This window comes from Bacillus sp. 2CMS4F, assembly GCF_023161785.1.
GTDB classification, from domain to species: Bacteria; Bacillota; Bacilli; order Bacillales; family Bacillaceae; genus Bacillus; species Bacillus halotolerans.
Genome location: NZ_JALNTO010000002.1, coordinates 271,720 through 284,396, shown reverse-complemented (window position 1 = coordinate 284,396; position 12,677 = coordinate 271,720). Strand labels below are relative to the sequence as shown.

Genomic DNA, 12,677 nt, shown 5'->3' with positions numbered 1-12,677 from the left:
CTCTCATTCCTTTCAAAGAACCGGTTCATATGTCGCAAAACATCGGCAGTTAATATCATTTGATGGATCACCGCTTTGTCCCGGCGCTTCTGCTGTTACATGAACACCATTTTTATTGATGCCAAGATCAAACAACTGATTGACCATGCGTTCCTGTCCTTCTAAATGAACATGATCCGCATGTTTTGTCTCACGGACTCTTTCATCACCCACGTTGTGCCAGATTTTTTTCATGTTGATGCCCCGTGACTGAGCTTTTTTAGCAGCGTCAAGCGTTGCTTTTTCCCTTGTGCGATGCATTTCTGTATTGGCAATGCGCTTTGATCGGTTGTAACTCAGGCCGACATCAGTCTGCAGCTCCTTCGCAACCTGAGCAAAGCGTTTCCGCTCAATAAAACCGCGTTCTATTGTCTTGTTAATCTGCTGTATTGTCTTTTTGCGATCAGTTTCTATGGCTTTGTCCATTTGTTTACTTTTAATAGCCCGCTGAACGTCTCCGGGAGCCCATTCAGCAGGCAAATTCGTCTGATTCATTGTTGCTTTGGACCGCGCAAGTTTGATCCCTAACGCAGCCAGAACGCCAAGGATCAGCCAGCTATAAGATGATTCGTAGGTTTCTTCAAGAAATTCTATTATCATGGCTTTGACTTTCACTGAAAGATCACTAATCAACGATGTGATTTCCCGCTTTATTCGGTTTAGATCACCGTGTCGATTAGCGTCAGCAAGTGTCGGTTCTTCGGTTTGATCAAGCTTGACGAATAGTGCCGTCAGCTTTGACAGTACATCTTTTGAAGCACGCTGAAAAAGCCGCTTGAGTTTCCGTAAGAATTCCTTGGTTTTACGGTTCAACGGCTTCAAAAGCTCTTTTTCAGTTTGTTCTTTATCCACCGCTTACCCTCCTACTCTTCGGCTTCTGCTTCTTTGCTTACAGGTTTTTTACTGTTCTTCTCGGCTTTTTTAATGGGAGACTGCACTTTTTTAAATTTATCTTCCTTCAAAAGCTTATTGCCGCGCTCTTCACCCACAAACCAAGTAGCATCAGTTTCAGTATTTTGAATCCACATAAAAAATCCCTCCTTATTTCGGACGGGCTGCACTCAGAACGGCCAGCGCTTCCGGTCTAGTTACCTTTGCACCATACAGATGAAGTCCTTTAACTGCATCAGCAAAACGTTTTTCAGGACGGTAAGCTTCAACTTGAGCCGCTTGATCCGCATATGACCATGCAATATTATGACCAGCAATAATCTTATGATTTTCTGTTCCGCCTTCCGGAATAGATACAGGGGCATTATTTGACTTTAGAATTAAGAATCCTGCAGCTTGTCCTACTACGCCGTTCATCAAACGATCTTCGGAAGACATGTTGCCAGCTTTAACAAAACGATCATCTTTCAGCATTAAACCTTCATACCATGGTGGAACAACCGCCCATCTCCCTTGTTCCGGGACATCCGCTTCATCCAGTTTTACTGACAAATCAACAAGATACTCATAAGCATCATTCTTTGTCGGTGTAACAACATTTGTATCACTACCGATCGTATGAGCTGCGTTTACGTATTGAGAAGCAATAAACGAATCTGCTTTATTTTTAAGCGCGTATGCCGCCTCTTTCATAGCTTCATCCATTAATTTAGGGTTTTGCTGGATCTTGTCCACATCATCAATCTGGAAGTTGAAATATTTCATTTCGGTAATGACAAGTTTGCGTGATTGATCATCCAGTGTTTGTGGACTATCCATATCAGCATTTTTTGTGTAATCTCCTACACTTACTCGACCGATGTTGTTAATTGTTACTGAATCACCAAGGTTCTTGATTTCACCTTCATAATCTCTATTGATTACGCCCGGCTGTCCATAAACCAGGTTCTTTTGTAGGTTATAAAGTAGCCTTGCGCTCCAGAGTGTAGGAATAAAATTGTTTAATGCCATGTTTTTTCATCCTCCTATTTTCCTTTGTAAAACTCCTGAATTCGATCCCAGTTTTTATTGATTTCATCAGGTGTCATCTTTTCAATTGCCTCATGAGTTAATGGTGTTGGGGAGCCACCTGATGGTGGTGGTGTTGATCCACCTTGCTTGAACTGTTCATTTACAATGTTTTGCTGAAATGTTTTGAATGCTTCTGAAAGCACGCCAAGATTTTGTTCAGTTGCCGCTTCATCTTGTCCGATAAAAAAGTCCACCAAGTTGGCTGGCAATCCTTTTTCAGTAGCAATTGACAAAGCTTTATTCCTCAAAGTTTCGCGCACTTTCTCCTGCTCTAAGCTTTGAAATTTATCTTGCAGCTCACGTAATTGTTTTTGTTCTTCCGTTTCAGGCGGAAACCTTTTTGAGATCTCTTCTTCAAGTTTCTTCGGCAAGGTCTTTGATTCATAAGTCTTAATAGCGTCTGTAACCCGGCTGTCTGAAAATGATTGAAGCCATTTTTTCCCCTGTTCGTTGTTCTCAACAAAATTACGTACAGCATCTAATGTTATTTCACTGCCGCCGCCCAGCTGAGGTGTCGGTGACGGATTGTTTCCTGCATTACCGGAATCCTGATTACCTGCTGGATCAGCAGTAGAACCACCTTCTTCGCCTTCAGCGAAAAACTGCATATTTTTTAAGTGAAGTGGTAATCTTTCATTACTAAAAAACTTCAATGACTGTGTATTTAATCGTTTCATTCTGTATAGCCTCCTTGCCCTTATCAGTTGCCCTAGCCCCTAATAAGTACAAAAGTATTTCGGTTGCTCTTTAACGCCTACAACGCGAAAAAAAGGCATGAAAAAAGCCCCTCAAGAAGTGAGTTGCTGTACTTTATATATTTTATTTTTGTAATCCGTAATCTTCGTGTTGTTCCTGTTCTTCAATATAGTTTCCCTCAAGATCATAGGCATCTCGTTCCGCTGCCATTCTTTCAAGCTCAAAACGCACATCATCAACGAAGGATAGTAGAGCCAGTCGTGTTTCTTCACTCACTTGTCCTTTGAGTTGCGCAGACGCTTGAGCCTCTTCAAGAATATTTACAGGTAAATTCCTTTTGAATTGAAACCAAAGTTTCAAATACCCATTTTTGTCTGCAAGGATCTTCTTGTCCCATGCTGAGCAAAGAATTTTATACTGATACCGGAATGCTGCTGTCATTTTGCGTTCCATTGTAATTGCTTTATGCTCTAAGGCCATAAGTTTGTAACGCATAGCAACACCCGTTATAGTTCCACCAAATGAGCCATCTGAGAAATTGACCGTCTTTGCGAAACGGAGAATGTTTTCTTCCAACCGGTTCAAATGATTTTCAATCATAGTATCGTTGATTTCCTTGGTTAGAAATTTCACATCGCCATTTTCGTCAAATACTTCAAAAACACCGCTTTTTTTCAGATTCTCCATATCTTCCTCATCCAGTGAAGCCCCTTTTACAATCAGATAAGCAAGACGAAACTGCTCAATCTCATTAGAAGCATCAGAAAGAGTTCGATCATATGCATCAATTAGAGAAATAACCTTTTCTGTGTCGCCTTTCAGTTCTTTGTTATTAGGCACACCAAACAAAGGGCAGCCGTCAAACATGTGCGGTTTTCGTTCGATCAATTGATAAAGCTCTTTATCTGACGACTTGAAAGAATAAATGTACGTAGCATCATAGAAATCGGCCCGATATGATGTTACTTTCGTTTCACCGGACCACTCAAACACTTGATAATAACGCAAACCAAATGTCGGCTCTGTAATGTCGTCAGAAGCAAGAATAATAGCTTCCCAGGGATCAACATTGCGCAGCCGCTCATTACCTTCCTCATCGACATAAAGTAACCGGGCACCGTATCCACATATAGAGGCTGTTTTCCCTAATTCTGAATCAGAGTCCTCAATATTATTTCTTGTATTGAATGTACTGACCATTTTCTTGAGTGCTTCATCTTCGGTTTCATATGTGATCGGATGACCGAACATGTACCCTGTTTTTGTATCTATGATTTCGGAATCGAATGAGTTGTTCAGCTTATTATTCACTTTGTCATCGATCCGTTTCACAGCTTCATTACCGATACCATCATAGTCAATTAACTTTCTTGTAAGAATAGGAACACCAGAGGGATCAGCCTTGTATCGTGCATATAGCTTGATCATTTTGTCCCTAATGGGTCGATGCTCCTCAATCATCAGCTTAATGATATTTCCATTGATACCATTCTGCTGAATAAGATTTATGAATTCTTTCATGGTTTCATCTCCTACAATCGCACGCGCTTTTTGATTGGCTCCATGCTATACCGAAGCGCATCAATGAAATGGTTATACTCATCTATAGGCTTATTGATAAGCTTGCCGTCTTTGTTTTTGTCCCACACATAGTTACTAAATTCCATTGCAGCATTCGAACATTTCGGATGAATAAAGATGGTGAACTGCTGCAGGAACTGGATGCCTGCTTTAATGCTGTCAGGCCCCTTCTCAGCCGGCTTGATCTTCTTTAAGCCGTATTTACGGAGCTCTGCAATACTTTTTTGCTCAGCTGAATCAGCGATAATCAGTTCTTTTCTGTAACCCATATCAGTGATAGTTTCTGCTATCTCGTTATTTAAGAGCCCCGGCTTATACATTTCATCAAATATATAAAGCTCTCGGTTTTTAATATCCACTAATGAACACGCCAGAGCAGATGGATCAGTTGTAAACCCAAAGTCCAAACCGAAAGCCGATTTGATACCTTCACGCTTCGCTATCTCAAAACGATCAAAAGCAAATTCACGCCAGTTCGTAAAGATTGCACCTTCTGCAATCCCCCATTCGCCCAAACCTTCAATTTTGTAACGCCGGAGATTGTTCTTTTTCATCCAGTCAAATAGCTGCCTGTCATCATCACCTAGAAATTCATTGCATTTGTAATTCGTAGTGAGAGCCAAAATATTGTTGTCTTGAACATCAAAAAAACGCCGCTTCAACCAGTGTTTTTCATTCCACGGGTTAAATGACAGCGTTATTTGCTTAAAATATCCGGGTGGCAATTCACCCCGAATACTCATATCAACTTTGTTAAAATCGTCTTCGTTTAATATCTGATATGCTTCCTCAAACCAAGCCCAGCAGAGGTACCCTACATCAACTGTGATTGAAGTTACACTCATTGGATCGTCTAAACCACGAAACAAAATCTTCTGTCCTGTCGGCTTGTATCTGATCTCCAATGGGCTTTTAGTCCATTCCCATAGGTGTTCAACTTTAAGGCGTCTAATAGCCCATTTAAGCTGAGCATATGTTGAATCTTTATGATCTTTGAAAACCTTCCTCACAACAAGCGTATTTGCTTGAGGAAATTGCATCATGCGGTAAATAATGTTTAGTGCAGTTGTGGTGGATTTTTTAGAACCACGGCCGCCCTTTACCACTCGATACCGACCTTGATAATTCCAGAAGGTTTTATAACCGCCGCCCACAATCTCTTTTAAGCTGACGCGTACAGTATTAATCATCTAAATCATTCACAATCTCAACTTTTATATCAGCGCCACCATTTTTAACAACTGCTCTTGTTTTCTCGATATTCAAGCGCATTTGTTCCAATTTAAGGCGCCGTTCGTCTTCTTCATGCGCAAGCTGAACAAACTGCTTTATCAAGCTCCTGAGCTCTCCCATTGCCCGAGATTGAGCGTTCAGGAATGTGGCGTGACGATCCCAAGCGAACTGTATTTCAAGCTCTTCCTCAGCAATGGATTTTTCAAAATAATCGTTTCCATCTTCGTCCTCTTGAGGTTGGTAAACGTATTTTGCTTTTTTCTGTTCTTTTACAAGATCATCTTTATCTTGTACGAACATGATAGGCTGCGCCCGGATAATTGCTGCATATTGAATCTGTATCTGATCCCATATCATATCAGCAGGCGAACGCTCCTGTATCTCTTCCATAATCTCAAGAGTTTCTTCTGGCAGGAATTTAGAGAAAAAGCCGTGAGTCACAGCGTTTTGATTGCCCGCCGGAGCCGCACCGCCTTTGTTTCCTATTGCGTTTTTATTACCGGGTGGCGCACCCACCTTTTTTGTGTGCACACTTTTTTCAGAGGGTGCACCCTTTTTTCTTTCCCAACCGTGCCGCTGTTTCCACGATTTTATGGTGTTCATTGACACCCCGTATTTCTCGGCAAGGTCCTTGTATTTCATGCCTTTGACGTAATCCTTATACGCCTGAATGTGCTTTTCGGGCATCTACATTCACCGCCGCCCCCTTCTAGATTGTGTTTGTTTTGGAGATTATTTTCTCGGGATGAATTCGTCATCGTGTGCAAGCTGATGAATCGTATCCTTCCCAATGTCTGCAAGCCCAACAGCCTGCACATATGTTTCCGTGTCATGTATTGTCATTGTGGTGCCATCCTTCATGTTGAAAGTAGCAACATAGCCATCTATCTCATGAAAGTTCTGCTCCATCCAATTAATCAGTCCGTTAGTAGGACCAGGAAAGACTCTCCTCACATTGCTCATTATGCTCTCACCTTCATTAATCCTTTTTGACTTAAGCGTGAATACAGACCGCAGTCCAAAAAATAAATCCCATTGTCATAAACGGATGTGCATAAATTGTCTCCATGCTCTTCCTCCTTCATATTCTCTCTAAACCAAGCCCAAACTCAGAGGCTGTCAGCCGCCAATAGTCTGATCTGAGATTCACTGGACCCGGTTTACAAAGAACATAAAAAAGCACCCCGAAGGATGCTTTGCTTTATTACGAAACTATTTGAATGAGTTCAAAATATCCGGATCTTTTGTCTCGTAATACGTAAAAGTTTCAACATGATCTAAAAAGATCACCTTTGTTATGTTTTCAATTACAAAAGTGAATGTGTTACCATCTTCAAATACTTCTTCCAACATAGCTTTTTCGCTTTCGGACTGTATAGTTACAGATTCATCTTTGCCTGAACGCATATCAAATCTTAATACATAAGTTTTCAATTTCTTCACCTCCCCCACCTTATTATTGGACAAGGAGGGTGTCAATGGAATAATTCTCAGAATTTATCGAATGAATTCCGATTATTTTACGGACATATCTTTTTCTTTTCTTGCCTTGATTAATTCAAATGTTTTTAAGACTGAAACGGCTATGTTTCTATTTCTTCTATCGACAGCAACTATGTAAACAATACAAATAATTGTAACAGTAGCAAAAACTAATCCCATCCATTTTTGCTCATTAAAATTAAAGAACATTGTGAGGTACGCTGCCAATAAAGGGATAAAAGCAGGAACATATTTTGAATGATCTTTGATATTCTCTATATGAGACAACCTTGAAATAGCAAACTCCAAACATTCAATGTCCAATTCATAAATAAGAGATTGCCGTTCCTTGTAATAACTCATCTCTTCACCATGCCGAAATTCTTCAAGAAAGTGGGCTAGTAAGTCCTTTTCCGAGTTTGTATAAATTACTTCTTCTAGCTCTTTTAATTTTTCTTTGTTTACCTTCTTACTAAAATTTAAATTCCGTTTTCTTTTTTTACTCAATTTCTAATCACTCCCAATTTTTATATCGGGACCTAAATGTTATCTTTAATAAAATGCAAAATTTGTCGAACGAAAGCACCCTACATAAATAGGTGGCAGTCGTAAGACAAAAAAAGCACCCCTTAGGATGCTTAAGTTATATTCCGTTTTTCATTCAATAAATTGTTCTGCAGCATTGAACAAGGGTGCATCCGTATCAACATAAAATAAACCTTACTTGTTGATAAGGAACTTTATTTGACTGATCGGTCTTTAATTTACTTTCAACAGAACATCAAAAAGGTGTGCAACTTTATCAATTGCACACCTTTTTGACATTTTACGGTTTATGAAATGTGACATGTTTGTCATCTCTGTCAAACCAGCCTCTGAACGCCCAGTTATCCCAGCCGCCATCTCCTTTGTTGGTGAATTCTCCGCTTTCAAACACCCAGATGCCGTACACCACTCCGTTAAGAACGGCAGATCCATAGAATTTGACTCCATTGAAGTGATCTTCGTAATCCTGGGCCAAATTAAATACCATGACATTATAGCGCTGTCCCGCAGAGTAAAAGGTAGATTCCATCATGTTTTTGACAAAACCGCTTCGATTTGCGTTTTGCACAACAGCATCTCGGATTGAATTTGCTATGCCAAGTACGTCAAGATTCACGTTGAAATTAACACCGGGGATGCCAGTGCTGGCCTTAGCATTAAGCTGTTTAAGGCTCATTGTTTCGTTAACAGCTGGTACTGATGTAACAGTGGGTTCAGCCTCTTTTTCTTTAGCGTGGGCAAAAGCAGGCAGACTGGAAGTAGCAAGCATCATAGCGGTGACGGATGTAATTATTTTTTTCTTCAATTCATTTCCTCCTTAAGATTTTAATAAGTGTGAGATCAATAGGCCGACAACAGACAACTTATCTTATTTCTCGTTTCCTGCTTTATGCCCCCTCCTTTCTATGAACCCAGTATATAAAGTTTCTCGTTTGGAATAATGATGAAAAATGAGTATTTTCCGATAAGTAAGAAATCATATAAATGGGCAGAAAAGAAAATTAGACCATGGGACAGATCGATCGGTCATATCAATCAATTGAGGCTTATTTAATAGAAATTTTAGTAAATTTTTAACTTTTTCCAGAAGATTTTGTAAGAGAATATCACACTTGTTTTCAACGTGGTCAAAAGGATTCATTTTCAATGATTTAAAAGAGAACGATAACAAAAAAAGAGCCTATTCACCCTAAACAGAATAGGCTGTGTTCTGCTCTATTTTTCATTTTCAACCGGGAACGCTCAATGTTTTTCTGCACTGTTCCTTTTTTAATATCCAGCAGCTGGGCGATCTCTTCAAAGGACATGTTTTGCACAGTGTGCATGATGAAAATGTCCTTCTCTCTTTCAGTAAGGACAGAAAGGGCATCAGCAATTCTTTCTTTGTCCCAGTCGCTTACCTCTCCTTCTGGCTCCTGATTGATCGCATATTCTTCTGGCATTGCATCAATGATACGAGGATCAGCAAGAATCGTTCTTTGATAAACGTCCCTTCTGTCAGCTCCCCGGCGTGCTCCTGGTTGTCTTCCGTTCTGTAGCCATTCGAGAGTGAATTCAATATCGCTGATCATACTGCCGATGATCTTCTTATCGTTCTTTTGTTCTGCTGTCATTTCAATTTCAGGTGTTTCCGAGAATGCCAGGTACATCTTTCTTGCTTCTTTTAACGCTCTTTTGTATTCAATGATTAAATCCTGCATGTTTATCCTCCTATTATTTACGCTTAAAAGCGCCGCCTTTGCCGCGTCTGAGTGTTTGCATGTTGGTGTTCATCATTGATTGCCAGAAACGATCTGAGCGTTCCTGTTGCTTCTGTGATGGCTTCTTTTTGGACTGTTTCATGTTCATCACTCCTTTCACCAAAAGTAATCGCGATAGACATCTAGATAGTTGCGAAATAAAAAAGGACACCGATCAAAGCACAGATTTCTCTGTACAGCGATCAGTGTCCGCAGGCTTTCCGTCTTGGACTTATTTAATTTTGTTCTGATGCCCATTTCAATTTTTTGAAATCATCAGAGCTTATTGCAATACCCTCCGTTCCACAGTGTGCACAATGAACACCATTGGGGTATTTAAGCACTTCGATATATGTCCATTCTTCACAATCCTCGCAATAGTAGCAGTGCAATTCTTCTTTTGTCACTCCGCTCCCTCCTTATTCGGTAAATGTTTCGCTTACCCATCCGCAACGGCATTTCATCGCCCACCAAGACGGATATCCTTCTTTATCGCGCTTTAAGAATTTCCCTGTTTTCACAGACTTCTCAAACCCTAACGTCATTTCGCCATATTCAATAAGCTGATCATTCCCGCATTTTGGGCATTCTGTGTATTCATCCTCCTCTTCATCTTCATCATTTACACCGACTAAAACATGAGGAAATTCTTCATGAGGATAATTTTTTAATGAAAACTCCATACATTCCCGTTCTGTCCCCGTGAACAACGTGGCGTTATTTCTTGTATCAAAAACACGCGCCGGCTTTCTGTTTATCTTCATCACTCCGCGCCCTCCAACAACTCAGGATTTTCAAAAACGTCGCCGATTATTGAGTTTAGCGCCATTTCAGAAAACAACGGGCGGCACTCTTCTTTTTTCTCGTTAACGATGCACCATGAACCCTCAATCATTTTCACTTCACCAATAAGAGTGGGATTCCCACATAAGTCAGGGTCAAGATTCTCTTGTCGGACAATGTGCCCCGCATAAATTGTGTCATCTAGCTTAATTTCCCCGGTTGTTTCTCTTATTTGCGTTCCCCACATGAGAACCGCTGCATCTTCATGACTTCCTGTAATGCAATCCTTGAAGCCTAATCCATACTTATAATCACGCCATAAAATCCACTCGTTGCCCATTATTTGCAAACTAAGTGCCGCTTCATGCCCATAATACATCTGCTTTCCGTCCCAGACTCTGTATGCTGTGTTCATTGCGCATCCTCCTGAATATCTTTTTTGATCACTTTTAAAGCGAATGCAGCCATATCTTTCACGTCTACTTTCTGCAAACAATTTCTACTTTCTGTATCGCACACTGGTATTTTTATGGCTATGTTGGATTGTTCATAGATTTTATACGAATAAGTTTTACTATTGCATACTGCACATGGCTTTTTTTCTGATAATACGACTCTCTCTATTTTCACGCTATTTCCTCCTCAACGCCCATGCTGCAGCCGCATTTCGGACAGCGTGCATCCGGGCGGATTTTTATATCTAATTCGTTGTGACCACATTCAGGGCAGCTGTATTCGATCATGATGCCGCCTCCTGATCCATAATCGCTTTGAATATCGGGTAAATCTGCTGAGCACAACTGCGTTGCCTAAAGCTATACTTCTGTCCACCCGATTGGGAAACCCATCATCCACTCCAACAGGTGGGGATTGATGTATTTGCCAGTAAGATGGGGAAACTGATGGCCCAAGCCACCTGGCAAGATCACCCCGTGTGTTCCGTCCGCTTCCGAAGGAGCTAAAGGTCTGATCGGTTTGTGATTTTGACTCGCGGCCGGAGTGGGCAACAACAAATGTCCTGTATCTTTGATGCGGCGCGCCGACACTGACAGCCGGAAGTACGAATACCCTTGCTTGGTAGTCTTCACTTTCCAAGTCGGAGAGGACTGTGTCCAAGCCCATTGTGATGTGTCCAGCAACGTTTTCTCCAACAACCCAATCGGGGCGTAATTCTTTTGTGAGCCGGAACATTTCAGGCCAAAGCCATCTATCGTCCTGCTCTCCTTTTCTCTGCCCGATAACACTTTCACCTTGGCAGGGATATCCTCCAGAAATAATGCCAACTGTTCCACCGGGTTCGATCACTCCTTTCTCCTCCAAAAGCTGTCTGTTTAAGGTGCAAACATCATCGAAGATAGGGACACCCGGAAAATTCTTCTTTAAAACCCTCTGACAGAAAGCATTTTGCTCACAGAATGCGACTGTTGCAATGCCTGCCCACTCTGCCGCCAGTGAAATACCCCCTATTCCTGCGAATAACTCGATGCTTTTCACGCTGTCATCCCCCTATCCCCGGCAGAACCGCAATTGCAAAGAATAAAACCGCAACCATCGCCCCAATGAGCCAACCGTTTGTCTTATCACGTTTTGCAATGATTGTTTCATCACCGATCATTTTCAGGTCATCTGACTTTGCCACGAGCACCGGTATGTAATCTGGATGCACTTTTAGAAGTTCCGCCGCCTGCTCAACTGTCATCGCCTCGTCTTTCGTGGCTTTGACTGCCCGCTGAAGCTCAACTTGTAAAGGAATCATTTCGCATCCCCCTCCATTCCTCTGCCTTCCAGAAGCTCCTGCGCATACCGGGAATACATTTGAATCACTAACTCAGGCGCCGTTCTAACTAATTTCATATCCACGAACTGACGCAAAGCTTTTCTAAAAATACCGTTCTCCGTCCGTAGCCGCTGAAGCTCTTCCTGCGCCTGCCGGAACTGATGAACCGTTACTTCCTGCTGGCGTTTGTTTTCCTCAATGATTTCCCGTTGCTTAACAGCTAGTTCAGCTTGCTCAATAAGCCAAGCAATTTCCTTCTGAGGAATGTATGTCAATTTTTTAAGACGTTCAATTCTCTCTTTCATGTCCGTTCCTCCCCCTCAGGGGAAAGCCCCTGCTATTAGAATTTGTGGCCGATCCTATAATCTAAACGAGCCAGACCGCCCTTAATTGTTTGAATGATTGTTTCTCCGTGTTCTGGGGCATCAAGGACATGTGCAGTGCCCTCGTTCCCATCTAAAATAAGAATCTGTATTTTGCCCGGCTTAATTGCCTGTTCAATTGTTATATCTTTGCTTAAATTAATTTCTTGTGGTTTGTTCACCTAGCGCGCCCCCTGTGCATGTGCTATGATAGAAGTACCAGTTCATATCAGAGCATCGAGGCCAAGCGCTTCGGTGCTTTTTTGTGTTTAATAGTGATCCGGTTTCCATCCGGCCATTGTGAATGATGGCGATGGTTTCAATTCCTCCCGGTAAACAATCGGATGTTTTTTCAAGTATTCAGCCAGCTGTTCCGGCGTCATCTTCCATTCTTCAACCGGTCCTGGCAGGTAAGGATTGATGCTTTGCTGTTCCACGGTATCTACCTCCTGAATTGATTTTGGGTATTTCCGTGCC

The 12,677-nt window shown here is 41.5% G+C and carries 21 protein-coding genes and 1 pseudogene; all 22 read right to left on the bottom strand.

Translation table 11 applies throughout. From position 1 onward, the window contains the following. Positions 1 to 12: 12 nt before the first annotated feature. The gene (locus MTN95_RS04785) at positions 13 to 891 is read right to left on the bottom strand and encodes a phage minor head protein (protein ID WP_248337183.1); all 879 of its coding nucleotides are present in this window, start codon (positions 889 to 891) and stop codon (positions 13 to 15) included. Between the two features lie 11 nt (positions 892 to 902). Further along, a complete protein-coding gene (locus MTN95_RS04780; RefSeq protein ID WP_248337181.1) occupies positions 903 to 1,067 on the bottom strand; it encodes a hypothetical protein in 165 nt (54 codons plus the stop codon). 13 nt (positions 1,068 to 1,080) lie between these two features. Next, entirely contained in the window at positions 1,081 to 1,941 is an 861-nt protein-coding gene (locus tag MTN95_RS04775; RefSeq protein ID WP_041351390.1) for a phage major capsid protein, read from the bottom strand. Positions 1,942 to 1,955: 14 nt separating this feature from the next. After that, a complete protein-coding gene (locus tag MTN95_RS04770; protein ID WP_248337179.1) occupies positions 1,956 to 2,678 on the bottom strand; it encodes a DUF4355 domain-containing protein in 723 nt (240 codons plus the stop codon). Positions 2,679 to 2,820: 142 nt separating this feature from the next. Next, positions 2,821 to 4,218 (bottom strand): phage portal protein, encoded by a 1,398-nt coding sequence (locus MTN95_RS04765; RefSeq protein WP_248337177.1) that lies wholly within the window; start codon positions 4,216 to 4,218, stop codon positions 2,821 to 2,823. Between the two features lie 11 nt (positions 4,219 to 4,229). Further along, a complete protein-coding gene (locus MTN95_RS04760) occupies positions 4,230 to 5,468 on the bottom strand; it encodes a PBSX family phage terminase large subunit (protein ID WP_248337175.1) in 1,239 nt (412 codons plus the stop codon). After that, positions 5,461 to 6,198 (bottom strand): phage terminase small subunit, encoded by a 738-nt coding sequence (gene terS / locus MTN95_RS04755; RefSeq protein ID WP_248337172.1) that lies wholly within the window; start codon positions 6,196 to 6,198, stop codon positions 5,461 to 5,463. Before terS ends, MTN95_RS04760 begins: the two co-directional genes overlap by 8 nt. Positions 6,199 to 6,243: 45 nt before the next feature. Continuing rightward, complete coding sequence (locus MTN95_RS04750) at positions 6,244 to 6,474, bottom strand: hypothetical protein (protein ID WP_248337170.1); 231 nt, start codon at positions 6,472 to 6,474, stop codon at positions 6,244 to 6,246. 249 nt (positions 6,475 to 6,723) lie between these two features. Next, entirely contained in the window at positions 6,724 to 6,945 is a 222-nt protein-coding gene (locus MTN95_RS04745; RefSeq protein WP_248337168.1) for a hypothetical protein, read from the bottom strand. 81 nt (positions 6,946 to 7,026) lie between these two features. Next, positions 7,027 to 7,500, bottom strand: a complete 474-nt coding sequence (locus MTN95_RS04740) for a hypothetical protein (RefSeq protein ID WP_248337166.1) — start codon at positions 7,498 to 7,500, stop codon at positions 7,027 to 7,029. Positions 7,501 to 7,819: 319 nt separating this feature from the next. Next, on the bottom strand, positions 7,820 to 8,344 hold the full coding sequence (locus MTN95_RS04735) for a stress response protein YvgO (RefSeq protein WP_396022366.1): 525 nt from the start codon (positions 8,342 to 8,344) through the stop codon (positions 7,820 to 7,822). Between the two features lie 379 nt (positions 8,345 to 8,723). Next, the gene (locus MTN95_RS04730) at positions 8,724 to 9,239 is read right to left on the bottom strand and encodes a sigma-70 family RNA polymerase sigma factor (protein ID WP_248337164.1); all 516 of its coding nucleotides are present in this window, start codon (positions 9,237 to 9,239) and stop codon (positions 8,724 to 8,726) included. Positions 9,240 to 9,252: 13 nt separating this feature from the next. Then, the gene (locus MTN95_RS04725; protein WP_041344252.1) at positions 9,253 to 9,381 is read right to left on the bottom strand and encodes a hypothetical protein; all 129 of its coding nucleotides are present in this window, start codon (positions 9,379 to 9,381) and stop codon (positions 9,253 to 9,255) included. A gap of 133 nt (positions 9,382 to 9,514) precedes the next feature. Continuing rightward, entirely contained in the window at positions 9,515 to 9,685 is a 171-nt protein-coding gene (locus MTN95_RS04720; protein ID WP_202328086.1) for a hypothetical protein, read from the bottom strand. A 12-nt stretch (positions 9,686 to 9,697) separates the two neighbouring features. Beyond that, entirely contained in the window at positions 9,698 to 10,045 is a 348-nt protein-coding gene (locus tag MTN95_RS04715; protein ID WP_164998433.1) for a hypothetical protein, read from the bottom strand. Then, positions 10,042 to 10,476 carry a YopX family protein gene (locus MTN95_RS04710; protein ID WP_248337162.1) on the bottom strand — a complete coding sequence of 145 codons (435 nt, stop codon included), beginning with the start codon at positions 10,474 to 10,476 and terminating at the stop codon, positions 10,042 to 10,044. Before MTN95_RS04710 ends, MTN95_RS04715 begins: the two co-directional genes overlap by 4 nt. Continuing rightward, a complete protein-coding gene (locus tag MTN95_RS04705; RefSeq protein WP_248337160.1) occupies positions 10,473 to 10,691 on the bottom strand; it encodes a hypothetical protein in 219 nt (72 codons plus the stop codon). Before MTN95_RS04705 ends, MTN95_RS04710 begins: the two co-directional genes overlap by 4 nt. A 109-nt stretch (positions 10,692 to 10,800) precedes the next feature. Next, positions 10,801 to 11,555 (bottom strand): annotated as a pseudogene (locus MTN95_RS04700) (DNA cytosine methyltransferase). A gap of 4 nt (positions 11,556 to 11,559) precedes the next feature. Continuing rightward, positions 11,560 to 11,817, bottom strand: a complete 258-nt coding sequence (locus MTN95_RS04695) for a YrzE family protein (RefSeq protein ID WP_248337158.1) — start codon at positions 11,815 to 11,817, stop codon at positions 11,560 to 11,562. Then, entirely contained in the window at positions 11,814 to 12,143 is a 330-nt protein-coding gene (locus MTN95_RS04690; protein WP_248337156.1) for a hypothetical protein, read from the bottom strand. Before MTN95_RS04690 ends, MTN95_RS04695 begins: the two co-directional genes overlap by 4 nt. A 35-nt stretch (positions 12,144 to 12,178) precedes the next feature. Next, positions 12,179 to 12,382 carry an XtrA/YqaO family protein gene (locus MTN95_RS04685; protein ID WP_248337154.1) on the bottom strand — a complete coding sequence of 68 codons (204 nt, stop codon included), beginning with the start codon at positions 12,380 to 12,382 and terminating at the stop codon, positions 12,179 to 12,181. An 87-nt stretch (positions 12,383 to 12,469) separates the two neighbouring features. After that, positions 12,470 to 12,637: a hypothetical protein gene (locus MTN95_RS04680; protein ID WP_248337152.1), complete on the bottom strand. Its 168-nt coding sequence runs from the start codon at positions 12,635 to 12,637 to the stop codon at positions 12,470 to 12,472. Between the last annotated feature and the right edge of the window lie 40 nt (positions 12,638 to 12,677).

Excerpts from the sequence above, each read along its gene's own strand:
- MTN95_RS04780 (WP_248337181.1), bottom strand. The coding sequence starts at position 1,067 with ATGTGGATTCAAAATACTGAAACTGATGCTACTTGGTTTGTGGGTGAA.
- MTN95_RS04775 (WP_041351390.1), bottom strand. The coding sequence starts at position 1,941 with ATGGCATTAAACAATTTTATTCCTACACTCTGGAGCGCAAGGCTACTT.
- MTN95_RS04770 (WP_248337179.1), bottom strand. The coding sequence starts at position 2,678 with ATGAAACGATTAAATACACAGTCATTGAAGTTTTTTAGTAATGAAAGA.
- MTN95_RS04765 (WP_248337177.1), bottom strand. The coding sequence starts at position 4,218 with ATGAAAGAATTCATAAATCTTATTCAGCAGAATGGTATCAATGGAAAT.
- MTN95_RS04760 (WP_248337175.1), bottom strand. The coding sequence starts at position 5,468 with ATGATTAATACTGTACGCGTCAGCTTAAAAGAGATTGTGGGCGGCGGT.
- terS (WP_248337172.1), bottom strand. The coding sequence starts at position 6,198 with ATGCCCGAAAAGCACATTCAGGCGTATAAGGATTACGTCAAAGGCATG.
- MTN95_RS04750 (WP_248337170.1), bottom strand. The coding sequence starts at position 6,474 with ATGAGCAATGTGAGGAGAGTCTTTCCTGGTCCTACTAACGGACTGATT.
- MTN95_RS04730 (WP_248337164.1), bottom strand. The coding sequence starts at position 9,239 with ATGCAGGATTTAATCATTGAATACAAAAGAGCGTTAAAAGAAGCAAGA.
- MTN95_RS04725 (WP_041344252.1), bottom strand. The coding sequence starts at position 9,381 with ATGAAACAGTCCAAAAAGAAGCCATCACAGAAGCAACAGGAACGCTCA.
- MTN95_RS04710 (WP_248337162.1), bottom strand. The coding sequence starts at position 10,476 with ATGAACACAGCATACAGAGTCTGGGACGGAAAGCAGATGTATTATGGG.
- MTN95_RS04695 (WP_248337158.1), bottom strand. The coding sequence starts at position 11,817 with ATGATTCCTTTACAAGTTGAGCTTCAGCGGGCAGTCAAAGCCACGAAA.
- MTN95_RS04690 (WP_248337156.1), bottom strand. The coding sequence starts at position 12,143 with ATGAAAGAGAGAATTGAACGTCTTAAAAAATTGACATACATTCCTCAG.